Raw genomic sequence first — 25,156 nt, forward strand, 5'->3', positions numbered from 1 at the left:
CATGTGCTGCCGTCTTTCCGCTTTTTGTTGACCGCAAAAGCTTTTTTTCCAACATAGTTCAGTGCTGTACTGTTGATCCTGATCACTTTGACTGCCGGGCACTGGTAAAAAGCTCTGGCATCTATATGTCTGACACTGGCAGGAAGTATGAAATTTCGCAGTTTTGTACACTGTGCAAATGCGTTGCTGCCAATTCTTTTTTACTCTGCTACCAAATCTTATGTTCCGCAGATTCGGGCACTGGCTGAACGCATATTTTCCAATCGTTGTTACATTATTTCCAAAAATAACATCTGTAATTTCTTTGTTCCCGCTGAAGGCATTCTTGTCAATTGTAGTTACTTTATAAACTTTATCATTGATCACAACTGTAGCCGGAATCTGTATCACATTATATTCCGCAGCAAGACCTGTAACGCTTACTTCTCTTTCATTCAAAATCTTATAGCCAATTCCACCTATCAGGTACTTATAGCTTCCACCCTGTTCAGTTAACGGAGCTGCATTGAACTGATATCTCACAGGTTGTACAATATCGTTTTTCTCCCATATACCTCCTGTATATTCTTCTCTCTGGAAAAAGACATATATATTGTATGCACGTTCCACCTTTGTATAAATACCCTTTGCAGAACCGATTTCCCATTTCCTGTGAATATCGCTTTCCTGCGGTTTGAGAGAAAGACTCCAGTATAATGGTGTCCATCTGACATCTCCCTCAACAGGATTCGTATTCTGCGTTCCGGCACCGGTCACATTAAATTTATAGTAAGTGTTGGGATAGAAAACCAAAGGTTTGTCAAGTCCTTCAACGACACTGTCATTTGCACTTACCCCTTTGCTTTCATCTGTGTCTGTTGAAGTTTCCTCTCCGGCTGCCCAGATGAAATTCTGTGTATCTGCTCCATCCTGAAATTCCGCTGCACCGGTCGTACTGACCGGAACTGCTGCCAGAACACCTGCCAGCACCATAGCTGCTATTTTTTTCATTACTCTCTCCTCCTCTTTTTCAGCAGTATATCAAATATATACAACTGTTCAGTCCTTTCTTATAGCAATAGTGAACTGTTACTGTTCTGCTTACAATTTATATCTACATCTTGTATTTTACTTATTTTTCTGCTAAATGTCTACCTTGATTTTCTGCTAATCCTGTCGTATTTTTACTTCATCTGTATTCCACCTCTCATACGTGATATAATCCGCACCCATTTTCCTGAAAATGTCTACCATATCCTCATTCCGGCAAAGCCATACGGATATGCGGATTCCATTCTGATGAGCATTGTTGATATCATTCATACTGATATTTTTATACTCTGCACTTATGTCCAGATCATATTTCTTACACTGCTGTATCATAGAAGCATTCATGCGCACTGTACGGATCCACTGCATTTTTCCTGTAAATCCCATCTCACGCAGTTTACCAAGTGTTTCTATGCGAAAACAGATGAGTACCGGCTCTTTCTGTGATTCAGTCAGAAGCTGCATGAACAAATTCATGGCTTCTTCCGTACGGATTGACTTTATTTCAATCACCGGCGTCACAGAGTACTTATTGCAGCATGCAATATACTGTTCCAGTGTAGGAATAAGATTATCCGGATACTGCGAAGCATTTCTTCCATTTATAATCGGATACTGCTTTATCTCCTCATAAGTCATCTCTGAAATAAACCTGTCCTCCCCGCACATCCGCAACAAAGAATCATCATGAGAGACAACCAGAACTCCATCTGCGGTCTCTCTCACATCTGTCTCCACAAACTCCGCCCCATTGCGTCCTGCCGTCTCAAAGGCAGGCATGGAATTCTCAGGTGCTGCTGTCTGTTCACCTCTGTGCAAAATATAATGAGTAACTCCATCCAGGGGTTTCCGGAACTTTTCTTCATCTTCCGGTGCAGGTGTGATTTTCGGAGTTGGCGTGACCGTTACCGTCGGCTCCGGGGTCACAGATGGTGCTGGTTCATCCGGCGTCAGTGTAGGCGTAATTTCCGGAGTTTCTGACGCTGCCGGCAGGACGATCACTTCTATCTCTGATACATATCTGTCAGTACCATAAGAAACACTGGTGATTTTGACATTTCCCGCCTTTTTTGCAGTAACTTTTCCTTTCTTTGATACAGTTGCCACCGTTTTATCAGAAGAAGTATAAGTCAGCCTTTTTCCATACTTCTGCGGCTCCAGAATAACTGTCTTTCCTGCTGTTACTTTCACCTGTTTTTTGTATTTCTTAAAAAGAACTGTTTCCGTTTTATTACAGACAAAAACCTCGCAGTTTACTTTCAGTCCACTCATCTGTGCTGTGATCGTTGCCTGTCCGGGCTTTAAACCATATATCCTGCCATTTATAACCTTTGCACATTTTGAGTTACTGCTGGTCCATTTAAACTTCTTTGGACTCACTTTTGTATCATGATTCAGGATCTTTACTGTATAAGTGGCACCGGTCTTTACAACCACCTCAGATTTATGCACTCGATATTCGTCTGCTGCATAAGTATTATCTGCCACATATATTATACTGATAAAACCTGTAATTATAAGCACAATAGCAAATATGGCAGACCTTACAGTCTGCATGCCTGTTCTTTTGTCTCTGTATTCTTTTTTCTTATCTCCCATTATTCTATCTCTCATCTCTCATATGCCATTCCTGATCTGCTGCTTTTATTTCCGGTATGTTCCTAAACACTTCACAATCCTGATCACATTCGTCTCTGATGCAGGGACAGACCATCTTTACTTTTTTAAAATGTCCGGGAACACCCTCATATTGTACACTCCACAGACCATTGTAATGCAGCTGTTTACACATTCCTGTTTCATATTCATATTTAATCATATGTCTACCTCCGAACAGACAAAATTTTTACAGTACATTCTTCTGAAATCACTGTTTCTCCATGCAAAACGAAAGGCACTAACCTTCCAGCATCATGCACAGATCAGTACCTTTCTTTTTGTGTGTTTTTATGTCATATCTGCCCCGGCAATACCACAAGATAGTAAATTACAGAATAATCACAGCATTATTCCATATCTTCCAGTAATTTCTCATAAATCGGGAAGCAGTCAAATGTTGCGAAATAATCCTTCGGTGTCTCGGCACGGCGGATCATCTCGAAACTTCCATCTTCATGGAGAAGGATCTCAGAAGATTTCAGTTTACCATTGTAGTTATATCCCATGGCAAAACCATGAGCTCCTGTATCATGGATCACAAGAAGATCTCCCATATCAACCTTCGGAAGATAGCGGTCAATTGCAAACTTATCATTGTTTTCGCAGAGAGAACCTGTCACATCATACATATGATCACATGGCTGGTCTTCTTTTCCCATAACAGTGATGTGATGGTATGCGCCATACATTGCCGGACGCATCAGGTTTACAGCACACGCATCCACACCAATATATTCTTTATGAGTATGCTTCTCATGGATTGCCTTAGTTACCAGGCAGCCATACGGTCCCATCATGAAACGTCCCATCTCTGTATAGATTGCAACATCACCCATTCCGGCCGGAACAAGTACTTCTTCGTATACTTTGCGGACACCCTCACCGATCTCTCTGATATCATTCGGAGTCTGATCTGGTTTGTAAGCGATTCCAACACCACCGGAAAGGTTGATAAACTTCACATGAGCGCCTGTCTCCTTCTGAAGTTTCACTGCCATTTCAAACATCTCTTTCGCCAGCATCGGATAATACTCATTTGTCACAGTATTGCTTGCAAGGAATGCATGGATACCGAATTCCTCGGCACCTTTTTCCTTCAGGATCTTGAATGCTTCAAAAATCTGCTCTGTTGTCATACCATATTTGGCATCTCCGGGGTTGTCCATAATATCGTTGCTGATCTTAAACACTCCGCCCGGATTATAACGACAGCTGATCACCTTCGGAATATATCCTACGGCTCTTTCTACGCTCTCGATATGTGTGATATCATCAAGATTGATGATCCCGCCGATTTCATTTGCATATTTGAATTCTTCTTCCGGTGTATCATTGGAAGAAAACATGATATCTCCCTCTTTGCATCCGATTGCTTTGGACATCATCAGCTCTGTCATGGAAGAACAGTCACAGCCACAGCCATACTCCTGAAGGATCTGGATCAGAAATGGATTTGGAGTTGCCTTCACAGCAAAGAATTCTTTGAAGCCCTTATTCCATGCAAATGCTTCTTTCACTGCCTTTGCATTCTCGCGGATACCTTTTTCATCATAAAGATGGAAAGGTGTAGGAAACTGCGCGGTGATTTCCTGAAGTTTATCCAGGGTGACAAATGGTACTTTTTTCATAATAATCTTTTCTCCTCTTACTTCTTGTGTATATGTGTATATAAATGATCCTGACAATACTCGTAGTTTCCGTTACATTTAGAACAGAAACGGAATTCCAGATTCGGATCATCTTTCTCTGTACGGCCACAGACTGCACATTTGTGCTTCGTCACTTCCCCTGACTTGCTGCCACCCGGGAAGGGAACGGTCTTACTTTCTCCCATTGCTCTCTTAAACTGATTTCTGCGATGGATTTCCTTCGGATTGTATCTGTTAAGATTTCTTGTACCAAGGAAGAAAATAATAAAGTTCAGTAAGGATGCGATGATCGGCAGTGCCATAAACCATGCTCCTCCCATAAAATATCTGACAATATCATATACCACAAGAGCAGCATATACAATCGCCATCCACTTCATCTTGATCGGGATTACAAAGTACAGTAAAACCTTCATATCCGGATATGTCAGCGCATATGCCAGAAAAATAGATAAACTGATATAATACGTTGAAAACTGTGATCCATTCAGATAAGCATCTAACACTCCACCTGTGATAAAATACAAAATAAACGCAGAAATTACTGTAAAAATCATTCCAGATAAAATATATACAGTAAATCTGAATGATCCCCATGTACGTTCCAGCGATGCACTGATCGGATAATAAAAGAACAATATCGCAATCACAAACCATAAAGCAGATGACGTACTCGGCGGATAAATAATCCATGTAACAAGTCTCCATATCTGACCATGCAGGATTTCAGAGACATTCAAACTCAACATGGAAAGAGCCCCTGGATTAATATACATCAATGCATATCCCAGTACATAACTTACAATAATATAAATCGTAAGATTCTCAATCCCGCGATTTCCAAATTTTCGTTCCAGTTTGTCAATAAATTTCATAAATCTCCTTTTCTCACAAAATGCTATTCGTTCTTTCGTTACAGCGGATATCCACAATCTGCTTTCTCTGCGTAATTCTGCACCGAATAACTGCCTCTCAGTTCAGACACAAAATCAGAAAAACTTCTTCCTGGAAAGAAATATCGCTGCAATGATACTTGCCACTACAGAAAGGATGATAACGATAAGAAATCCCCATGGTGTCCTGGAAAACGGCATTCCCGCAGCACTCAGGTTCATACCATACGCACTGAAAACAATAGTCGGAATACTCATAACAATGGTAATAACAGCCAGAACCTTCATGACAATGTTCAGGTTATTAGAAATAACTGATGCAAAAGTTCCCATCATACTGCTGAGGATACCACTGTAAATATTAGCCATCTCAATGGCCTGCTTGTTCTCAATGATAACATCCTCCAGAAGCTCTGTATCCTCCGGATATTTCTTGATACTCTCCACCTTCAGAAGTTTCTCCAGAACCATCTCATTGGAACGCAGAGATGTGGTAAAGTATACCAGTGATTTCTCCAGTTCCAGAAGTTCCATCAATTCCTGATTTCTTGTAGACAGATGAAGTTTCTCCTCAATCTGCTCGCTCTTCTTATCTATAATACGCAGATATCTCAGATACATGCTGGCATTACGGTACAAAATCTGCAGAATAAATCTGGTTTTCATATAGGTAAAAAAGTTTCTTACCCTGCCTTCCATAAATCTTGTCAGAACCTGTGTGTCTTCCAGACATACAGTAAAGATCATCTTCTGAGTCACGATAATACCAAGAGGAATGGTCACATACCAGTCCTTCTCGTTACGTTCTTCAATCGCAGGTACATCTGCAAGGATAAGGGTATAATTGTCCTCCACTTCTATACGGGAACGCTCTTCCTCATCCAAAGGTGCGCGCAAATCGTCCACCTCTATCCCAAATTGCTCGGAAATTTCAAAAATTTCTGTTGCCGTAGGATTCGTCAGCGCAATCCAACAGCCCTCCTGTGGTTCCTGTATTTCATGGATAGCGCCATCGATTGTCTTAAAAATCCTTACCACGATCCACACTTCCCTTCTTTTTCTCGATTTCCCCTCAATAGATTGTTACTGTTTACTCTGTTCTCAGTAACAATAAATCTGCAACTATTCAGAGTTTCTGCAAGAGATTACTGAACAGTTACGTTTGCTCTTTATTTTCACAAAGACTCAAACATCATTATAATTTGAACATGAATTTTTGTCAATTCCAATGCTTTCGGTTTACAAAACTTTTACACTTCGCTATAATAAAGTAGTATTTATTTATAAAAGTCCCGTAAAGTGGGGCGTACAGATTGCGGGAGTGATTTTCCAAACACGCTCTAACTATGGCAACTGAATTCAGGTGAAATATCCCGCAAAGTGGGGCGTGCAGATTGCGGAAATGATTTTCCAGACACGCTCTAATACAATAACAGGAAAGGATACAAATCATATGAGCCAGTCATCATTTGGAAATAAATTTAAGGTAACTACCTGGGGGGAATCCCACGGAAAAGCTCTCGGAGCTGTGATAGACGGATGCCCGGCAGGCCTTCCTCTCTGTGAAGAGGACATTCAGAAATTCCTCGACAGAAGGAAACCCGGACAGAGCAGATACACCACCGCCCGTAAAGAAGGAGATCTGGTAGAAATCCTCTCAGGTGTCTTTGAGGGCAAAACCACCGGAACTCCAATTTCTCTGATGGTAAGAAATACAGATCAGCGCTCCAGAGACTACGGAAATATCGCATACTCCTATCGTCCCGGACATGCAGACTATACTTTTGACCAAAAATACGGATTCCGCGACTACAGAGGCGGTGGACGTTCTTCAGGGCGGGAAACCATCGGAAGAGTTGCAGCAGGTGCCATTGCTTCTAAAATATTAGAAGAACTTGGCATTTCAATCTGCACCTATACCAGATCTATCGGACCTGTTGAAATTGCTTCTTTTAATAAAGAAGAAATCCATCAGAATGCATTTTATATGCCGGACGCACAGGCAGCAGTGAAGGCCGGTGAATATCTGGAAGAATGTATGAAGAATCAGGACAGTGCAGGCGGCGTGATCGAATGTCGTATTACCGGAACACCTGCCGGACTTGGCGAGCCAGTCTTTGACAAGCTCAGTGCTCTTCTTGCCCACGCCCTGATGTCCATCGGTGCAGTCAAGGCTGTTGAAATCGGTGACGGCATTGCAGTGACTTCCTCAAACGGTTCCACTGACAATGATGGATTCACAGTCAAAGACGGTGAAATCATCAAAACCTCCAACCACGCAGGCGGAATCATGGGAGGAATCAGTGACGGCAGTGAAATCATACTTCGTGCCCATATCAAACCAACCCCATCCATCAGCCAGCCGCAGCAGACCGTAACCAAAGATAAAGAACCTCTTTCTCTGGAAATCCATGGCCGACATGATCCGGTCATTGTCCCAAGAGCAGTGGTTGTGGTAGAATCTATGGCAGCAATCACACTGGCGGATGCGCTCTTTGTCAATATGAGTTCCCAGATGGATAAGGTTCGGGATTTTTATCGGAAATAATTCCAATTAATCCACGCAAAAATACCTTCACTTGAATTCTGAGCTGATCTCAGTTTCAAATGAAGGTATTTTATTATCTGCCTATATTGCTGATTCTATGTAACGAATCTGTTATTCTTCCGGAACCGGCCAGATTCTGATACAGTTTGGCTCTGTAATCTTAATCGGCTTGCCGTTCATCACAATAATATTCTTCTCATAATCCACTGTAAAAGTAGTCAGTGTATTACTTGCATGATTAGCCAGCACCAGATGCTTATCATCCGGTAAAAGTACCAGATCTTTCGGATATTCACCACTGATCGGAAGTGTAAACTTCCTTGTCAGCATACCAGTCTCCTCATCACGCTCAAACATGGAAACTGTATCCTCACCTGCTGTTGTACAGAAAAGATGCTTGCCATCATTTGCAAGAGAAAGACCGGACGCTGCATTATGTGTATCATGAACATCCTTCTTCGCACTTGTCTCAATCGTCTGGATCAGTTCAAACGCCGGAACCTTACCGCTTCCATCATATTTGTAAGCCCTGATCTCATTACTGAGTTCAAAGAGAATATAAGCAAACTTACCATCATCGCTAAAACGAATGATACGCGGGCCGCTCTCTCTCGGACATCTCAGGATGTCTACCAGTTCCAGCTTATTGCGCAATTTGTTGACACGGTAAATCTTCACCTGATCAATTCCGTTATCTACTGCACAGAGATATTTATTATCCGGAGTTGGACGAACACAGTTCACATGGGGACGGAAGTTACGCTCTGCAACACTTCCGAGTCCTGTATGGAATACGCCATCCATCAGGCTTCCAAGTCTGCCGTCCTTATGAGTATGTACAACAGTCACCTTACCGTCATGATATCCGGCAACATAAAGATACTTACCGTCAACATCTGTAGAAAGGAAACAGCCTCTCATTCCATCAATATTTACACTGTTGATACGTGACAGATCACCATTTTTATCACGTTTAAATACTGCAACACCCTCATCCTCGATAGAATAAAGATACTTACCATTCTTTGAAACAGCCATGTGGGATGCATTACTTACTTCAACACTGCTGCGTTCTGTAAGAGTGCCATTCTCAACATCAACATCATAAACATGGATTCCCTGTCTGGAAGAGCCATGTGTATAAGAGCCCACATAAGCTACATATTTCTTTTCACTCATAATGCTTTTTTCCTCCTGCTGTCCTGAAGTTTATTTATCATCGCTCACTCTGTTCCCGTCTGCTGTCAGCGAGCAATAATATTTTCGTCCCAATATTGCCGGACGATGTCATACGATAAGGTGATTATAGCACATTTTCCTAATCAGAACAAGATTACGGAACTCAGTTTTATGTATTTTTTCCAGTTCATGGGTTACTGTCGTTACTGTTCACATACAAGCCAAAATTCTATTGCCGCAGGCAATCTGGAATGAATTTTGGCTAAGTTCTATACCGGATAAGCGCTCTGCTGTTTATTTGGTAAAATAATTTCTGACAGCCTCCAGTGTCTGGTCTATGATCTCATCTGTATGGGCAACAGATAAAAACATTGCCTCAAACTGTGACGGAGCCATATGGATTCCCTGCGCAAGCATTCCCTTGAAATATTCCGAGAAAGCTTTTGTATCTGAAGATTTGGCTGATGTATAATCCACAACCTCCTGCTCTGTAAAGAACAGGCTTCCCAGGGAGGATACGTGATTGATATGGTAAGGCAGATTTTTCTCTGCTAGGATTTTCTCCATACCGCCATAGAGACGTTTTCCTTTTTCCTCCAGATCTTTATAGATTTCCTGGTGCTCATAGAGGTATTTTAACTGTGTCAGTCCTGCTGCCATTGCAATAGGATTTCCGCTTAAGGTACCGGCCTGGTAAACCTTTCCCACAGGGGAAACCAGTTCCATAATCTCTCTGCGTCCGCCGTATGCGCCTACCGGCATACCTGCACCGATGATCTTACCATAGGTAACCAGATCAGGGGTCACGCCAAAATATTCTGCAGCACCGCCAAAAGCCAGACGGAAACCAGTGATAACCTCGTCAAAGATCAGAAGGGCGCCGTACTCATCGCAGAGCTTTCTCAGACCTTCCAGGAACCCCTTTTTCGGAGGAACCACACCCATATTGGCGCCTACAGCTTCCACGATAACAGCAGCAGTCTGTCCGTCAGCCTGCTCCATCAGTGCACGTACACTGTCCAGATCATTATAAACAGCAGTCATGGTATCCTCTGTGCATCCCTTAGGCACACCGGCACTGTCCGGAACACCGCTTGTCATCACACCGGAGCCTGCACTTACCAGCATGGCATCACTGTGTCCATGATAGCATCCTGCAAATTTAATGATCTTATTCTTTCCTGTAAATCCTCTGGCAACACGGACTGCACTCATAACAGCCTCTGTACCGGAATTTACCATACGCACCATATCCACATGTGGAATATGGTCACAGATGAATTCAGCCATCTCCACTTCGATTGCAGTTGCACATCCGAAGCTGAGGCCCTTTTCACATGCCTTCAGTACACTTTCTTTTACTTCCGGAAAATTATGGCCCAGAATCATAGGTCCCCAGGAATCGATATAATCCACATATTCTTTTCCATCAACATCATAAATATGGCATCCGTCTGCGCGGTCGATAAATCTCGGTGCAATACCGATTGCGCCATAGGCACGTACAGGACTGTTTACTCCTCCCGGAATCACCTTTACCGCTCTGTCAAATAATTCTTCTGATAAACCCATCAGCCGATTCTCCCTTCATCCATGCATTTTGCAAGTTCTTTTGCATAATAAGTAAGATAGATCTGGGCACCTGCACGGTATGCACTGACTGCCATCTCACACATAATACGTTCTTCATCGATCCATCCCATCTTTGCAGCTGCTTTCACCATTGCATATTCACCGCTTACACTGTATGTTGCAACCGGCACATTTACAGCCTTTGATACCTCAGAGACCATATCCAGATAAGACATGGCAGGTTTTACCATAATGATATCTGCGCCCTCTTCCACATCCGTAAGAGCTTCCTTCATTCCTTCTCTTCTGTTATGGAAATCCATCTGGTAGCTCTTTCTGTCACCAAAAGACGGTGCAGAACCTGCTGCATCACGGAATGGTCCGTAGAAAGCAGATGCATATTTTACTGCATAGGACATGATCGGTGCTCCATAATGTCCGTTCGCATCAAGAGCCTCACGAATAGCACGTACACGTCCGTCCATCATATCAGAGGGAGCTACCATATCTGCGCCTGCCTCTACATGGGAAACAGCTGTCTTAGCCAGTAATTCCAGTGTTGCATCATTATTTACATCATGACCGCAGAGCACTCCGCAATGTCCGTGTGAAGTGTACTCACACATACATACATCTGTGATATAGTACATGTCCGGGAACTGTTTCTTTGCTTCTCTCAGGGCTTTCTGTACGATTCCGTTGGGGTCGTACGCACCGCTTCCCACCTCATCCTTGTGATCCGGGATGCCGAACAGCATAATGCTGTTTACTCCTGCATTCTGCAGACGTTCCAGTTCAAAAGGAAGACGGTCTACACTGTAGCGGAACTGTCCTTCCATAGAAGGGATCTCTTCTTCAATTCCTGTTCCCTCTTTTACAAATAAGGGATAAATAAGGGAAGACTTGTCCATTCTTGTCTCTCTTACCATTTTTCTTAAATTTTCACTGCCTCTTAATCTTCTTGGTCTCTGAATTAAATCCATGTCTTTTTGCTCCTTTTATCAACAATTCTCATAACTGTTCCATTTTTTGCAGAATAGTTATCAGTTTTCCTGTTTCATCTCTTCCACAAGCTCTATGAGACTTTCGATGGTAGCCTTCTTTGCCATGCGGGTCTGCATACCATAAGCATCTGCTGCAGCTTTGGTCTGTTTTCCGATACAGGCAGCTTTTACCTTCGTATAGTCCAGTCCCTTTGTGCCTTCCACAAAGCCCTTTACAGTGGATGCACTGGTAAATACTACACAGTCCACACTTCCTGTCTCCAGCTCTTTCTTCTCATCGATCAGCCTGCTCTTTTCATAACAGGTTGTGTAAGTAGCAATGTCATCTACCTTCGCACCTGTCTGCTCCAGCAATTCTGTCAGCTTTTTATTTCCGGCTTCGGCTCTTGGGATCAGAATTTTTTCATTTCCCTGAAGTTGTTTTGCAAGCTCTGCCCCAAGAGTATCTCCGTCATACACACCTGGCACAAAATCAGCCAGCAGGTGATGCTCTTTCAGCTTTTTCTTCGTTCCTTCACCGATCACTGCGATCTTCGCCTGTCCCAGGCTGCGCACATCCATCTCTTTTCTGTCCATCTCGTCAAAAAAGATCTCCACACCTGCAGGGCTTGTAAAAATGATCCACTGATAAGTATCCAGTTTCTCAAATGCCTCATACAGTCTGCCATTATCCTCAACAGGTACTGTACAGATAGACGGCAGCTCCAGAACCTCGGCACCTTTCTGACGGAGAAGATCTGCTGTCTTTGAAATATGCTGTCTTGGTCTTGTGACCAGAACCTTCCAGCCTGCCAGAGGAAGTTTCTCGTACCAGGCAAATTTGTCAGCCAGAGAACATACCTTTCCCACAACAATAATGGCAGGTGTCTCTATCCCCTGTCTGTCCACCTCTTCCTTGAGGGTACCTACAGTAGCAACCACCCGCTTCTGTCCTGCTGTTGTTCCTTTCTGAAGAACTGCTGCCGGCATATCCGGGTCCATGCCGCCTGCAAGAAGTCCTTTGCAGATATCCTCCAGTGCTGCAATTCCCATTAGAAACACCAATGTTCCCTTTGTCTGGGTCAGTGCTTTAAAATCTATATCATACTCCTGCCCTGCGCGTTTATGTCCTGTAATAATATGTAAGGACGAACAGAAATCCCTGTGTGTCACAGGAATCCCATTGTAAGCAGGAACAGAAATCGGAGATGTCACTCCGGGCACGATCTCATAAGGGATTCCATTCTCAGAAAGAAGTTCCAATTCCTCCCCGCCTCTTCCAAAGAGAAAGGGATCTCCACCTTTAAGCCTTACCACTTTATTTCCTTTTTCAGCTTCTTCCAGAAGAACCTTATTAATATCCTCCTGCACCATTGTATGGTGATTTGCTCTTTTACCTACATTAATCAGTCTGGCATGCTCCGGGATCTTTGCCAGAACCCCTTCGCCCACCAGACTGTCATATACTACCACATCTGCCTGCTGCAGAACCGCTGCGCCCTTTAATGTAAAAAGCCCGATATCACCCGGTCCTGCACCAACCAGCCAAACCTTGCCAGCTGCCATGTTTCTTCTCCTTTTTGCGTCACAAGAATTTTCTTTTTATAATTTTTTTTATCTTCCCTCACAGTCAGATTTCAATTGCTTTGCAAGAGCTGTTCCAAGCTTCTCTCCATCCTCTGCTGCACCTCTGATCTGACCTGTAAGCCACTTTCCTGTAGCTTCACTGTAATATAAACCGCGGATAAAGATCTCATCTCCGCCCACCTCTGCAAATGCAGCTACAGGCGAAGAACATCCTCCGTCCAGATATTTTACATATGCGCGCTCTGCAGTTCCTGCAAGCCAGGCATCCCTGTCACAGTATCCGTCCAGATACCCATAATCCTCACCTTTGCGTCCCTGCACAGCCAGGATCCCCTGACCTGCTGAAGGAATCATCTCATCCGGTGTAAAATATCTGCTGATCCTGTTTTCCAGCCCCAGTCGTTTCAGACCTGCCGCTGCCAGGATCAGCCCTGAATACTCTCCTTCATCCAGCTTGCGAAGCCTTGTCTGCAGATTTCCACGGATACTCTTTACCTCCATCTCAGGATACAGCTTCTTTAACTGAAGAGTTCTCCTTAAGCTGGAACATCCCAGAGGTTTATCCGGATCCAGCTCCGCCACTCCCTCAGGAAGCACCAGTACATCTCTTGGATCCTCACGCTTTGAAAAGGCCAGAAGCGGAAGCTCTTCCGGCACCTCCATAGGCATATCCTTAAGACTGTGTACAGACAGATTGCTTTTACCATCCAGCAATGCCCTGTCCAGTTCTTTTACAAACAATCCTTTTCCGCCCACCTTATCCAAAGTACGGTCCAGAATAATATCTCCTGTTGTTTTCATAGTCAGGATATTTACTGTTATTTCAGAGCCGGCATTTTTTTCACGGTTTTTCTGCTCTATGTAACTTTTTACCATCTCACTCTGGAGAACTGCCAGCTTACTCTCTCTGCTTCCAATGATCACCTCAGTCATCATTCTCCTCCTCATTATCATCTTCCTGCGCAACCCTCTCCAGGGCATTCTGGATCTCTTCTCTTATCCTGCGCGCTTTTTTATGGTCCAGACCACTGGCTGTAATTCCCACTACCAGTCCCTCTTCCATATAAATTCCCGGGAAATAAAAATCGCACTGCTCCCTGTCACTGGCTACATTAACATAAACGCCTTCCTGCCTGCAGATCCTGTGGATCTCATCATTTAACTTTCTGTCATTGGTAGCTGCGATCACCATATATGCCATCGCAAAATCTGTACGCTTCACCGGACGTGTGATCAGCTCTACATAGCCGGCTTTGCCAAGCTCCATCATCTCCATGGTGACCTTCGGAGCAATGACTCTGATATTTCTGGTGAATGATAAAAGGGTTTTCACTCGACGAGTTGCAATGTTTCCGCCGCCTACAACCACGATATTCTTATCTGATAAGTCTATAAACATTGGAAAATACGGCTTATTCTTCATATATTTTCTCCAGTCCTGCCACACACTCAAGGAAAATCTCCTGATTCAGACTGTCACGCAGACCAAAGATCAGTTTATTTACTACTTTTCCTGCTGCCGTATCCACTGCATGGACCAGATTCTGCCTGTCATCCTCTTCCATAGGTGTTTTCTTTAATATCTTTGCAATCCTTAAATTCAGGTCATTGACTGCCTCATCTTTAATATCCTGAATTCTTGGGATCAGGTCTCTTCCATCCAGCCATTGGAAAAATTCATCCATCTGCTCTCTTACGATCGCGCCTGCTGCCTCCAGATTTTCCTGAAGCTCTGCAGGAACTTCCTCTATACGGAAGCTGTCCATGTCATAAAGTGTGACCCCCTGGATTTTTCCAACAGATGGCTCTATATCTCTGGGAACTGCCAGATCGATCAGGATCAGGTCATCCTTTGTCCTGATTCCCTGGAACAATTCTTCTTTTAATGTAAAATTCGGGCTTGCAGTTGCACTTACTACAAGATCACACTGTGGCATATACTCCATTCTGTCACCGTAATTAATACGCTTGCAGCCCAGCGGAATATTCACAACTCCGCTTCTGTACTGACGGATGGTCACTGTTACATCTGCACCTGCCTCCTGCAAGGCCTGAGCAGCCACCTTGCCCATCTCACCGTTACCGATGACCATACAGGTCTTATCCCTGAGAGAATACCCCTTCTCTGCCAGAAATCCGATGGCCTGATGGATCACTGACGGATTTCCATGGGAAAAAGGAACCTCTGTCTTAATTCTCTTTCCTGCTGTGGCAGCCATTCTGAACAGAACCTCCAAAACACCATCTGCCGCAAAATTCTCTCTTGCCAGATTCAGGGCATCCTTCACCTGTGTAAGGATCTGATCCTCCCCTATGATCTGTGATTTCAGACCACTGGTAAGATAAAAAAGATGCTCAACTGCCTCCTGATCCTTACGCTCTACAAAATATTGTCTGTAAGAATCCTCAGTAATTCCCTTTATCCTGCAGAGGCAGTCATAAAGACAGACATCCACCTCATCATCCACACTTGCCCAGACCTCCAGGCGGTTACAGGTGGACAGGATCACGCATCCATATATTCCATTTTGATTCTTTATTTTTTCCATTGCTTCACCGGCATTTTTCTTTGTAAATGCAAATTTCGCACGAATATCCACCGGTGCCATATTATGGTCAATTCCAATCATGGAAATACTCATAACTTCTAACTCTCCTTCGTATTTCACCATTCCTCATTCATTTCATATCAAATCAAATATCCCACTGGCAACAGGGTATTTGATTTGATAAGAAATCCGGACAGCTAAAAAGCACTGTCAGAGATATCATAATCATTTCCTGTTAAGATGTCAATTGTAAACACGGAAAAAACTCAGCATTAGAGTAAAGGATGTTACTGTTCACATACCACTATCCCGAGACATACAAGCCAAAATTCCATTGCCGCAGGCAATCTGGAATGAATTTTGGCTAAGTTACTGTGAACGGAGTGAACAGTAACTAAAGGATAACGTGACAAGACCTCATTACCGTTCGTTCTGCATCCGGTAATGAGGTCAGAATATTCTGTGTTTACTGTTTATCTATTCTCATCAAAACTTTACATTTCTTTCTGTAACAGGCGATTCCATATTTTATGATTGTATGAATTCCTTCCTGTTCCAACGCCTCAGTATATCTGATATCTATAATCTGCTGAAGTGCTTTTTCGCACTCTCCCTGAAGATTTCCGTCATCTGCATATTTTACTTCGATCACAATCCCCACATCTTCATCCTCTATACGGATCAGAATATCCCCGAATCCATCTCCTGATTCCCGATTGGACATTACTGACCAGTTCTCTTTGAATCCCAGAATCCCCAGCAGCAATCCATGATAGAAATTTTCTTTCGTTGGTTTCTGCGCAAAGGTATCTCTTATGCTGATCGTTTTCTTCATATATTCTGTAAAAATCAACTCTACTTTTTCCGGATTTTGGTTCAGCAGTGCATCACACAAATCACTGACTGTTTTTCCATCGTCCTTTACATTTTCTTTGAACATTTTCAGAATATGGTTGGTGATAATATTTCGGATTTCTCTATTGGGAATGACCAGATTATACCTGTTGCCACTGGGTTCCCCTCTCTGTGTCAGATATCCTGTCATAAAAAGTGTACTCCACAGATTGTCTATGGAAGAATATAATTCCTTATAGGTAAGCTCAGAATTAATTTCTTTCTGGACAATCCCTCCATTTACCAGCTGTTCCAGTTCCATTCTGGTCAGCTTCTGTGGTTTTCCCACACTGTCAATGAAATGGCTGATCACACTGTTTCCACTTGTATTCGCCCAGTAATTCTTCGGTTCCAGCCCGGGATCTGCCAGATGATCGCTGCAGAAATTGATCACATCCCATGGACAATAAACATCCACATTTCCAAACCGGTAGCCGTCATACCACTCTTTCACTGTCTCATAATATTTTTCCTGTCCATAATACCGGAGGAGTTCCTTTACTTCCGCATCTGTAAATCCAAATGTTTCATCAAAACTCTTATCTGTAATGGAATAAACCTTAAAGTTGTTAAGACCTGTAAAAATGCTTTCTTTTGCAATCCGCAGGCATCCTGTCAGCACTGCGAATTTCAGACTGCTGTTGGTTTTTAATGCATTCTCAAATAAATTACGGATCAGCAATACCATTTCATCATAATAGCCATTTTCATTTGCCTTTGCCAGAGGTACGTCATACTCATCGATCAGAACAATTACTTTGCTGCCATAGTGCTTTTCCAGCAATTCTGTCAGCTCACGGATACTGTACACCAGAGAATCGTTTGTCATTTCTTTTTTCTTTAACTGTGTCAGTAATTCGTGATCTGTTTCATCAAGCTCTGTGCTGTCTGAAAGTACGGATAGTCTGCGGGCTTCTTCATTGATTGTTTTTATGAGAAATCTTCGGGCTTCCTCATATGTGGCACCATTAATTCCCTTCAGACTGACAGAAACCACCGGAAATTTTCCCTGATATTTTTCACATAATTCCTGATTATCTGAAATCCTCAGCCCATCAAACAGAGTCTTATCTTTTCCAATCTCAAAAAAACTCTGGAGCATACTCATATTCAGGGATTTTCCAAAGCGTCTCGGACGGGTAAACAGGTTTACCTTTCCCCACTGGGTAAGCAATTGTTCAATTACATGTGACTTATCTACATAATAGAAATCTTCCCGACGCATCTCTTCAAAATTCTCAATTCCAATTGGAAGTTTTTTTAATCCTGCCATCTTATATCCCCTTCCATTTATAAAGCATACCTTCTTATTGTTATCCGTCTTATTACTGTTTATAATATCATGAATCCTATCGTAATTCCAGAAAATAATGTAACCTGTTACTATCGCAAGTGACAGTGGCAAGCGAAGTAAAATATGTAATAATATGATTGAGATACTTGCAGAAAATATTAACAGAAATGGAAGGTGATGAAAATTATGAAGATATTGAAGAAAGCAGGAGGGATTCTCCTTGTAATAATCGGAATATTATTTTTTGTATCTGCTTTAAAGATGATCTTTGTGGATAACCCCAAAACAAAAGCAGCTCTGAAAGACGCAGTTTACGTTGATGCAGCAGATACGATCGACCCGGAAAACGATGGAAAGACAGTCATTGTATGCGGCACATTCGAGCTGACTAAACCGGCACATGATGATGAGCTTGGACTGGACTTTGACAGCATCCGCATTTCAAGTTCAAAACAGACAATGAAATTAACAAAATCTTCTTCCAAAAAGAAGGAGGCAATGACTGACGACGAAAAGAAATATGGCGTTCTGGAATGGAATTCATCTTTCAGCAGCATGCCGGTATCAGGCCAGGGGAAAATTGGAAATTATGCACTTTCGCAGGATTTTATTGATGATATTATGCTGACCAAAACCTGGGAAGATTACGACAAGGCAGCATTATCATCTGCCGGTTATACATATGTACCGGATAACACCTATACACAGAAGCATTTTATAGAACCATCGAACCAGACGACACGTTCACATAAAGAATATGATGTTCGTTATTATTATTCTGCTGCTGATTTCGAAACAGGGCAAACCGTAACTGCTATCGGCATACAGGACGGACAGACTCTCAAATCCGCACCCGGAATCACAGAGAATCTGATGAAAAATAAACTTGACCGCGATGAAGCGATCAAACAGGGCGGCACCCCAGGTGTAGGAGCCCAGATCTTTTCAGTTGTTTCCTCATTGCTGTTAATATTGGGAGGGTTCCTTCTTATTATATTATGAGAAATAAATCTATAGCAATCCTCTTAAATGCATTATTTACGAGGATTGCTATAAAAATAAGATATTGTTGTATCATTAAATCAGATGGTTGGGCGATATCCTCTGTGACATACTCCGTATCTAGTACATCGTTTTCGAAATAACTATACCAATCGCGTAGGATGCGGATTGGTATAGTTATTTACGAAACGATGTACTAGCTTTTTACTTCTCAATTCTAAGCATGCGATATCCAATGCCAATATGTGTCTGGATGTATTGCACTCCATTTTTCTCAGGCTCCAGTTTTTTCCGCAATGTTGCCATAAAAACTCTAAGAGAAGCAACATCATTATCCGAACATCGTCCCCAAATCTGCTGGGTAATATAGGTATGTGTCAATACCTTTCCCACATTGCGGGACAAAAGACAGAGCAACTTATATTCTATAGGTGTCAGATGCAATTCCTCTCCCTTCAGATATGTACAGCCTGCCGTATAGTCTATCTTTAATCCACCATTCTCAAAAACAGAGCTTTCTATCTGCTCTCCGCTCTGCATAACCGCAAGTCTCCTCTGGGTGACACGGATACGCGCAAGTAATTCTTCAACAGAGAACGGTTTCGTAATATAATCATCTGCTCCTGCATCCAGCGCCTCTATTTTATCTGTGTCCTCACTTCTGGCGCTGATCACAATAATCGGCATATTCGACCAGGTACGGATTTTTTTTATCACTTCTACCCCTTCCATATCAGGAAGCCCCAGATCCAGAAGAACAATATCCGGATTGTGGGACGAAGCTTCCAGAATGGCTGAAGATCCGTTTTCTGCAGCCAGATATTTATAGTCATGTGTTTTTAATGTAGTAACGATCAGATTGCGTATGGGTCTGTCATCCTCAACCACCAGAATTAATGTTTTATTCATTTAATGTCACCTCGCTTAAGGGTAAAGTAAAAGTAAAATTGCATCCATGAGGATCATGATCTGTCAAAACCAGGGTTCCTTCATGTGCTTCTATAATAGAGTGGCAAAGTGCCAGTCCAAGTCCCAGACTTCGGTGACTATCCGCAACTGTCGTTTTCCCTGTATAAAACATCTCAAAAATATGTGACTTCATTTCTTCCGGAATTCCCGGGCCATTATCTTCCACACTTATCTGCGCTTTCCCATCTGTTTTCGTTCCCCGAATACAGATCACAGAACCCGGCGGTGTATATTTTATTGCATTATCAATTAAATTTACCAGAACCTGCATAATAAGACGTACATCCATACGTGCAAGAACAAGTTCTTCGCAGTCTGTCACAATTTTATAATCATCATGTTTCCGGCTGATATGCCTCAGGGATTCTGCAATCACCTCATCCAGAAGCTGGTCTGTAAATTTAAATTTCAGTCTTCCGTCATTCAGTCTGGTAATGGAAAGCAGATTCTCCACAACTCCGATCAGCCATTCAGAATCATCATAGATATCGCTATAAATCTGATGTTTTGTAGCTTCGTCCAGACGGTCACTATTGCCAAGCAGCATATCTGCATTACCGGAAATGGAGCAAAGCGGCGTACGAAGATCATGCGAAATCGCCCGAAGAAGATCTGCCCGCAACTGTTCATTTTTGGCTATAACTGCATTTTTTTCTTTTTCTAATGCATTTTTCGCATTTTCCATTGCAAGCGCACATTCATTTATTACAGACAACAGGATGCTGTATTCAAAAGTGTCCAGTGTTTCTTTTTGCAATGGTATCCCGATCACACCGTAAACATTATCCCCGCTTCGGATTGCCAGATATAAACATTTAGCCTGAGGAAAATGGTGTGTGGACGCACCGGCATGCTGTCTGTTTTCACAGACCCATTTGGCTATCTGCTGCTCTTCTGGTATCAAAAAATCTTCTGTGTCCTCTTTTTCCCCGGAGAAAAGCTTTCCCTCTGATAAAGTTCCATTTTCTACTACATATGCTGTAATATTGCGGTTTAATAAACGGAGAAGCTGTGTACAGGTGACATCAAGAATCTCTGTTTCTCCTTTTGCCTTTTGCAGCAGACGGTCTGTATCGAACAGAATCTGTGCACGAAAGGCAAGCTGTGTAGACAGCTTTGCATGTGTTTTCAGCTTTGCTGCAAGTGCTCCCGTAAGTACGGATGAAATAAGCATTATGAAAAATGTCACCGGATAACCCACCGCATAGGTTTTGAAAGACATCCTTGGTTCTGTCAGAAAAAAACAAAATAAAAATACACTTAAGAAAGAGCCTGCCACACTGCAAAGATAGCCATCTGTCACAATCGAAGTAAGCAAAACCCCCAGAATATATATGGTTACAATATTCGTATCCGTAAAATTCAGTTTCTGAAACAACAGACCAATTAAAGTGCATACCGCAAATATAAATACCGTCAGAAAATAATCCTTTGCAGACGGTTTTTCCATAGACCATGTAAATGACCGTTTCTGATGATTCACATTTTTTAAACTCATCCTGTCCCCCACCTTTTTTACTGTTTTGAAAATTATATCATGGGGCTGTGTTGTGGTCAAAAGTCTTTTTTACTATATGCGGAAGCACTTCTGAAGAGCTCTGTATTCTCCCAGCACCAGTAATTTACTATTCTCTTCCAAATACGTATCCGGAGAAATTGCAATATTAAATTCTCCTTCATTTTTTACTGCCAGAATATTAATATTGTAACGCTTTCTGATATCCAGTCCGCCTACAGTTTTTCCAGTCCATTCCTCTGGCACTTCTACCTCAAAAATCGCATGGGAAGCATCCACCTCCATATAATCAAGGATATGATCATCTGTGTAACGGATAGATGCCCATTTTGCAACCTGCTTTTCCGGATAAACCACCTTATCTGCACCATTGCGTAAGAGAAATTTTTCCTGAACATCACGTTCAGCTCTGGATATTACCAGTTTTGCTCCCAGTTCTTTCAGAAGGGAAGTGGTCTCAAGAGAATTCTGAAAGCTTCCTCCAATAGTCACAAAACAGATATCGTAGTTTCCAATTCCAAGGGATTGTAAAAATTCAGCATTGGTACTGTCCCCGATCTGGGCGTTAGTCACAAACGGAAGCACTTTGTCCACCCTTTCTTCATTCCAGTCAACTGCCATAATTTCATGCCCAAGCTGATTCAGCTGCATGGCAATATGTCTTCCAAATCTTCCAAGTCCAATAATCAATACATTCTTCATGATATTACTTTTCTCCTTCTCATCCAACTGTGATTTTCTCCAGAGGAAGCTTTGCATTTCCCTTATTTCTTCCTGAGAATACTGCATAAATCAGGGTCAGGCCGCCTACGCGTCCCAGATACATCAGTATGATCAGCACAACTTGTGAAAAAACATGAAGTCCCGGTGTGACTCCCAAGGTCAGACCTACCGTGCCCACAGCTGAAGCTGCTTCATACAGACAATCCAAAAGGGGAAGACCTTCGTATACGCTGATTGCAACACCTCCACAAAAGAATAATGTAAAATAGAGCATAGCTATTGTGGCTGCATTTTTTATCACATGATACTCCAGTCTCCGTCCAAAAGCCCCTGCATTTTCCTGACTGCGAAAGGTTGCAATTGCATTCAGAATCAGTACCGTAAAAGTAGTTGTTTTCATTCCTCCTGCTGTAGAACCCGGCGAACCACCGATCAACATTAACAGTATCATAACCGCTTTTGATGCCTCGCTCATCTCTGAAATGTCTATGGTATTAAAGCCGGCAGTTCTTGTAGTTACCGATTGAAACATGGCAGCTAACAGGCGTTCTCCCGCAGGCAGGTTTTTCAAATCACAGGCAAAGAAAAAAAATGCCGGAAAAACAATCAGGCATACAGTAGTCATGAGAATAATCTTGCTTTGCATGCGGTAACGTTTAAAATTCATTTTATTCCTATAAATATCATCCCAGGTAAGAAAACCAATTCCTCCTGTAATGATCAGCAGCATAATTACCACATTTATAAGGATATTTCCGGAATAGCCCGTCAGAGACGGAAAGGCATTATCTGCTGTTCCCAGAATGTCAAATCCTGCATTACAAAAAGCAGAAACAGAATGAAAGGCTGCCATCCAGATTCCCTTTAAGCCATAATCCGATACAAAAACCGGCAGCAATAACATAGCTCCTGCTGCTTCAATCAAAAGAGTCCCCTTTAAAATGAACCTTGTCAGTCTGACAATTCCTCCAACTTTAGGTGCTGAAATTGCATCCTGCATTGTACTTCTTTGCATGAGAGATATTTTTTTCCCTGAAAGAAGCGAAACCGCTGCCGCTACGGTTACTACTCCAAGTCCACCTATTTGTATAAGCGCAAGAATAACTGTCTGTCCGAACACAGACCAGTAACTTCCGCTGTCCTTTACTACAAGTCCTGTAACGCATACTGCCGAAGTGGCTGTAAAAAGTGCCTCATGAAATGGCGTCGGCACTTTGTCCAAAGAGGAAACCGGAAGCATCAGCAAAATGCTTCCCAAAAGAATCACACCTGCAAATCCCAGAATAATTAGCTGAAAAGACGTCAGGTGTTTTTTCTTACACATTTTTTCCGGCATAAATGATCATAACTCCTTACTAATGATTCTATAGCAATATCTTCATAATGCGTTTTATTATATACAATTGCTTTCAAAGATAGTATAAAAATCTATGATTCCGTATTAAGATTGTATAAAGACAGTCAATACTTTTACACAAGACGTATCAGCATATGGCATAATCTTATTGATGTAGAACTGTCTGTTTATCATAGAAATCACCTTCATGGTTCCATGATACCCGCAATCGCATCAAAAAATAACAGGTATTGTGATTTATAACCGCAATACCTGTTATTTTGCTACTTGTCTGATTCGATTAAACACACACTAATTCATCTGACATTTCTCTCTGAGAGTGTCATAAATTTTCTTTGTTTCTGATTCATCTACGCCATTTACCACCAATATTTTTCCGCCTATATCCATAACTACATATGAGTGGCAGGATGCATGGGTGTAGCGGATATAATCTCCATAAATATCATTTCTGAAATTTCCCATACCATACTTCAGGTTTCCCATACCATTTGTTCTGCGATCATTCCCATTTTGAAATAAATTTTCTTTGTATGAGATACTGTCAATCTGCTCATAATCCACTGTATAATCACTCCATCCCTGTGCCTCAACAGTAAAATCATTATCATGGAAACTGATATCAATACCACCCCAGAACAAAGTCCATATAGTAAATATTACGACAAAAACTGATACGATTACATATATCACGATTGTCTTCTTGTTATACTGGATTTTTAATTTTTCTCCGGCTGCCATTTTTTTCTTATAAAAAAGATAAGAATAAAGAATGCTGACAATTGCAGCAGCCATAATGCTCACAATATACAAAACCAAAGCAGCAATGCTTTCTCCAAAAAGGCCGCAAAGCATACATAAGACACCTGATGCCACCCATAATTTTCCACTGAATCTATGAGTTGCACTCCAGTTTTCTTCATCCTGCAATGTCCATACAACCCTGATTCCTATGGTGTTATTCTGTTTCACCTTTGGCAAATAATTTCCTATAATCATAAACAGTAATCCTGTTCCAAAGTAAATTACTGCCATAAACAGATTCTCACTATCCGCATCCATACTGATCAGTCTTGCCATACCATTATAGATTAACGCGGTAACAGGTATCATCCATATGACCATCCCTATAACCTTGCTGCTCTGCTGTCTGTTCCTGTTGTCATAAAAGATGATTGTCACCAGTATACAATCTGTCACTACAAAAAACACGTTTATCCATATGCTCTGCGCCATCGTAAAACCCACCAAAATTCCTGCAAGCATTACCAGTACAGAACAGATCAATGTACCTTTATATTTTTTAATCATTTCCTTCATAATCCGATACCCCCTTTAAGTCTGTGATCCACAACATAACATCCTCCAATACAGAAGTATTTAGTTCGTAATAAATAAATTTTCCTTCCCTTTTGCTCCTGATCAGATCAGCATCCTTTAATATTGCCAGATGTCTGGATATAGACGCCCCCGTCACTGAAAAATGTTCACATATCTCTCCTGCTGAAAGCCGTCCGCCCTTTAACAAATTTAGAATCTCACGTCGTATTGGATCTGCCAGTGCTTTCAATGTATCCTGTAATCCCAATAGTTCATCACAGCCTTTCATTTAACATTTAACCTAATTGTTAAATATAATATAGTATAAAGAATATCATATGTCAAGTGCACTCTCTTATTGCTTATTACTTTTTGCAATTTTCGAAGAAGGGGACTTCATCCTGCCCGGAAGGCTTTTTATGTTATAGAAACA

23 protein-coding genes and 2 pseudogenes are annotated in these 25,156 nt (G+C 42.0%); 3 read left to right on the forward strand and 22 right to left on the reverse strand.

Annotated elements, in window-relative coordinates; genetic code table 11:
- The 7 genes and pseudogenes from AC075J_RS10585 to AC075J_RS10615 all read right to left on the reverse strand — a co-directional run.
- A partial coding sequence (locus AC075J_RS10585) for a leucine-rich repeat protein (RefSeq protein WP_476390314.1) occupies positions 1-194 on the reverse strand: 194 nt, incomplete at its 3' end.
- A 13-nt stretch (positions 195-207) separates the two neighbouring features.
- Positions 208-990: pseudogene (locus AC075J_RS10590) on the reverse strand (leucine-rich repeat protein); the annotation flags it as partial.
- Between the two features lie 156 nt (positions 991-1,146).
- On the reverse strand, positions 1,147-2,628 hold the full coding sequence (locus AC075J_RS10595; RefSeq protein WP_022381483.1) for a glycerophosphodiester phosphodiesterase family protein: 1,482 nt from the start codon (positions 2,626-2,628) through the stop codon (positions 1,147-1,149).
- A gap of 4 nt (positions 2,629-2,632) precedes the next feature.
- A complete protein-coding gene (locus tag AC075J_RS10600) occupies positions 2,633-2,848 on the reverse strand; it encodes a hypothetical protein (RefSeq protein ID WP_022381482.1) in 216 nt (71 codons plus the stop codon).
- Positions 2,849-3,035: 187 nt separating this feature from the next.
- Positions 3,036-4,316 (reverse strand): diaminopimelate decarboxylase, encoded by a 1,281-nt coding sequence (locus tag AC075J_RS10605; RefSeq protein ID WP_008704744.1) that lies wholly within the window; start codon positions 4,314-4,316, stop codon positions 3,036-3,038.
- Positions 4,317-4,333: 17 nt separating this feature from the next.
- On the reverse strand, positions 4,334-5,212 hold the full coding sequence (locus tag AC075J_RS10610; protein ID WP_022381481.1) for an acyltransferase family protein: 879 nt from the start codon (positions 5,210-5,212) through the stop codon (positions 4,334-4,336).
- 114 nt (positions 5,213-5,326) lie between these two features.
- Positions 5,327-6,268, reverse strand: coding sequence for a magnesium transporter CorA family protein (locus tag AC075J_RS10615; protein WP_020993736.1), 942 nt, complete (start codon positions 6,266-6,268; stop codon positions 5,327-5,329).
- Between the two features lie 190 nt (positions 6,269-6,458).
- Between AC075J_RS10615 and AC075J_RS10620 the strand changes: the two genes are divergently transcribed.
- Entirely contained in the window at positions 6,459-6,587 is a 129-nt protein-coding gene (locus AC075J_RS10620) for a DUF6783 domain-containing protein (protein WP_349826391.1), read from the forward strand.
- On the opposite strand, the pseudogene AC075J_RS10625 reads toward AC075J_RS10620, so the two are convergent.
- Positions 6,579-6,683: pseudogene (locus tag AC075J_RS10625) on the reverse strand (DUF6783 domain-containing protein); the annotation flags it as partial. The gene AC075J_RS10620 and the pseudogene AC075J_RS10625 overlap by 9 nt on opposite strands.
- Between AC075J_RS10625 and aroC the strand changes: the two are divergent.
- Positions 6,684-7,778: a chorismate synthase gene (gene aroC, locus AC075J_RS10630; RefSeq protein WP_008704750.1), complete on the forward strand. Its 1,095-nt coding sequence runs from the start codon at positions 6,684-6,686 to the stop codon at positions 7,776-7,778. It abuts the pseudogene before it with no gap.
- A 111-nt stretch (positions 7,779-7,889) separates the two neighbouring features.
- Here aroC and AC075J_RS10635 read toward each other — a convergent pair whose 3' ends face one another.
- From AC075J_RS10635 to AC075J_RS10670, 8 genes are all read right to left on the reverse strand, one after another.
- Positions 7,890-8,957 carry a lactonase family protein gene (locus AC075J_RS10635; protein ID WP_008704751.1) on the reverse strand — a complete coding sequence of 356 codons (1,068 nt, stop codon included), beginning with the start codon at positions 8,955-8,957 and terminating at the stop codon, positions 7,890-7,892.
- A gap of 294 nt (positions 8,958-9,251) precedes the next feature.
- Positions 9,252-10,529: a glutamate-1-semialdehyde 2,1-aminomutase gene (gene hemL / locus AC075J_RS10640; RefSeq protein WP_022381480.1), complete on the reverse strand. Its 1,278-nt coding sequence runs from the start codon at positions 10,527-10,529 to the stop codon at positions 9,252-9,254.
- On the reverse strand, positions 10,529-11,512 hold the full coding sequence (gene hemB, locus AC075J_RS10645) for a porphobilinogen synthase (RefSeq protein ID WP_008704753.1): 984 nt from the start codon (positions 11,510-11,512) through the stop codon (positions 10,529-10,531). The genes hemL and hemB overlap by 1 nt, the downstream gene beginning before the upstream one ends.
- A gap of 60 nt (positions 11,513-11,572) precedes the next feature.
- On the reverse strand, positions 11,573-13,078 hold the full coding sequence (gene cobA, locus AC075J_RS10650) for a uroporphyrinogen-III C-methyltransferase (protein ID WP_022381478.1): 1,506 nt from the start codon (positions 13,076-13,078) through the stop codon (positions 11,573-11,575).
- A gap of 48 nt (positions 13,079-13,126) precedes the next feature.
- Positions 13,127-14,047: a hydroxymethylbilane synthase gene (gene hemC / locus AC075J_RS10655; protein WP_330381260.1), complete on the reverse strand. Its 921-nt coding sequence runs from the start codon at positions 14,045-14,047 to the stop codon at positions 13,127-13,129.
- Positions 14,025-14,522, reverse strand: a complete 498-nt coding sequence (locus AC075J_RS10660) for a precorrin-2 dehydrogenase/sirohydrochlorin ferrochelatase family protein (RefSeq protein WP_022381476.1) — start codon at positions 14,520-14,522, stop codon at positions 14,025-14,027. Before AC075J_RS10660 ends, hemC begins: the two co-directional genes overlap by 23 nt.
- On the reverse strand, positions 14,512-15,741 hold the full coding sequence (gene hemA / locus AC075J_RS10665; RefSeq protein WP_019161306.1) for a glutamyl-tRNA reductase: 1,230 nt from the start codon (positions 15,739-15,741) through the stop codon (positions 14,512-14,514). The genes AC075J_RS10660 and hemA overlap by 11 nt, the downstream gene beginning before the upstream one ends.
- Positions 15,742-16,114: 373 nt before the next feature.
- Positions 16,115-17,815 (reverse strand): AAA family ATPase, encoded by a 1,701-nt coding sequence (locus AC075J_RS10670; protein ID WP_022381475.1) that lies wholly within the window; start codon positions 17,813-17,815, stop codon positions 16,115-16,117.
- 207 nt (positions 17,816-18,022) lie between these two features.
- Between AC075J_RS10670 and AC075J_RS10675 the strand changes: the two genes are divergently transcribed.
- Positions 18,023-18,838 (forward strand): hypothetical protein, encoded by an 816-nt coding sequence (locus tag AC075J_RS10675; RefSeq protein ID WP_055053413.1) that lies wholly within the window; start codon positions 18,023-18,025, stop codon positions 18,836-18,838.
- A 204-nt stretch (positions 18,839-19,042) separates the two neighbouring features.
- Here the strand turns inward: AC075J_RS10675 and AC075J_RS10680 are convergent, their stop codons facing one another.
- The 6 genes from AC075J_RS10680 to AC075J_RS10705 form a co-directional block, all read right to left on the reverse strand.
- Positions 19,043-19,747, reverse strand: a complete 705-nt coding sequence (locus tag AC075J_RS10680; RefSeq protein ID WP_019161280.1) for a response regulator — start codon at positions 19,745-19,747, stop codon at positions 19,043-19,045.
- Complete coding sequence (locus AC075J_RS10685) at positions 19,740-21,305, reverse strand: ATP-binding protein (protein WP_055053412.1); 1,566 nt, start codon at positions 21,303-21,305, stop codon at positions 19,740-19,742. The genes AC075J_RS10680 and AC075J_RS10685 overlap by 8 nt, the downstream gene beginning before the upstream one ends.
- Positions 21,306-21,377: 72 nt before the next feature.
- Positions 21,378-22,025, reverse strand: a complete 648-nt coding sequence (locus tag AC075J_RS10690; RefSeq protein WP_055053464.1) for a potassium channel family protein — start codon at positions 22,023-22,025, stop codon at positions 21,378-21,380.
- A gap of 19 nt (positions 22,026-22,044) precedes the next feature.
- Complete coding sequence (locus AC075J_RS10695) at positions 22,045-23,382, reverse strand: TrkH family potassium uptake protein (protein WP_055060043.1); 1,338 nt, start codon at positions 23,380-23,382, stop codon at positions 22,045-22,047.
- 312 nt (positions 23,383-23,694) lie between these two features.
- Positions 23,695-24,723: an SdpI family protein gene (locus AC075J_RS10700; protein WP_055060044.1), complete on the reverse strand. Its 1,029-nt coding sequence runs from the start codon at positions 24,721-24,723 to the stop codon at positions 23,695-23,697.
- Complete coding sequence (locus AC075J_RS10705) at positions 24,707-25,012, reverse strand: autorepressor SdpR family transcription factor (protein WP_196801867.1); 306 nt, start codon at positions 25,010-25,012, stop codon at positions 24,707-24,709. The genes AC075J_RS10700 and AC075J_RS10705 overlap by 17 nt, the downstream gene beginning before the upstream one ends.
- Between the last annotated feature and the right edge of the window lie 144 nt (positions 25,013-25,156).

The organism is Blautia sp. ZXY-1-C6 (genome assembly GCF_056339875.1).

Coding starts and splice junctions, on each gene's coding strand:
- AC075J_RS10595 (WP_022381483.1), bottom strand. CDS start 2,628: ATGGGAGATAAGAAAAAAGAATACAGAGACAAAAGAACAGGCATGCAG.
- AC075J_RS10660 (WP_022381476.1), bottom strand. CDS start 14,522: ATGAAGAATAAGCCGTATTTTCCAATGTTTATAGACTTATCAGATAAG.
- hemA (WP_019161306.1), bottom strand. CDS start 15,741: ATGAGTATTTCCATGATTGGAATTGACCATAATATGGCACCGGTGGAT.
- AC075J_RS10610 (WP_022381481.1), bottom strand. CDS start 5,212: ATGAAATTTATTGACAAACTGGAACGAAAATTTGGAAATCGCGGGATT.
- hemB (WP_008704753.1), bottom strand. CDS start 11,512: ATGGATTTAATTCAGAGACCAAGAAGATTAAGAGGCAGTGAAAATTTA.
- hemC (WP_330381260.1), bottom strand. CDS start 14,047: ATGAGGAGGAGAATGATGACTGAGGTGATCATTGGAAGCAGAGAGAGT.
- AC075J_RS10635 (WP_008704751.1), bottom strand. CDS start 8,957: ATGAGTGAAAAGAAATATGTAGCTTATGTGGGCTCTTATACACATGGC.
- AC075J_RS10670 (WP_022381475.1), bottom strand. CDS start 17,815: ATGGCAGGATTAAAAAAACTTCCAATTGGAATTGAGAATTTTGAAGAG.
- AC075J_RS10680 (WP_019161280.1), bottom strand. CDS start 19,747: ATGAATAAAACATTAATTCTGGTGGTTGAGGATGACAGACCCATACGC.
- AC075J_RS10690 (WP_055053464.1), bottom strand. CDS start 22,025: ATGAAGAATGTATTGATTATTGGACTTGGAAGATTTGGAAGACATATT.
- AC075J_RS10675 (WP_055053413.1), top strand. CDS start 18,023: ATGAAGATATTGAAGAAAGCAGGAGGGATTCTCCTTGTAATAATCGGA.
- AC075J_RS10695 (WP_055060043.1), bottom strand. CDS start 23,382: ATGCCGGAAAAAATGTGTAAGAAAAAACACCTGACGTCTTTTCAGCTA.
- AC075J_RS10700 (WP_055060044.1), bottom strand. CDS start 24,723: ATGAAGGAAATGATTAAAAAATATAAAGGTACATTGATCTGTTCTGTA.
- aroC (WP_008704750.1), top strand. CDS start 6,684: ATGAGCCAGTCATCATTTGGAAATAAATTTAAGGTAACTACCTGGGGG.
- hemL (WP_022381480.1), bottom strand. CDS start 10,529: ATGGGTTTATCAGAAGAATTATTTGACAGAGCGGTAAAGGTGATTCCG.
- AC075J_RS10705 (WP_196801867.1), bottom strand. CDS start 25,012: ATGAAAGGCTGTGATGAACTATTGGGATTACAGGATACATTGAAAGCA.
- cobA (WP_022381478.1), bottom strand. CDS start 13,078: ATGGCAGCTGGCAAGGTTTGGCTGGTTGGTGCAGGACCGGGTGATATC.
- AC075J_RS10685 (WP_055053412.1), bottom strand. CDS start 21,305: ATGAGTTTAAAAAATGTGAATCATCAGAAACGGTCATTTACATGGTCT.
- AC075J_RS10620 (WP_349826391.1), top strand. CDS start 6,459: ATGCTTTCGGTTTACAAAACTTTTACACTTCGCTATAATAAAGTAGTA.
- AC075J_RS10605 (WP_008704744.1), bottom strand. CDS start 4,316: ATGAAAAAAGTACCATTTGTCACCCTGGATAAACTTCAGGAAATCACC.
- AC075J_RS10600 (WP_022381482.1), bottom strand. CDS start 2,848: ATGATTAAATATGAATATGAAACAGGAATGTGTAAACAGCTGCATTAC.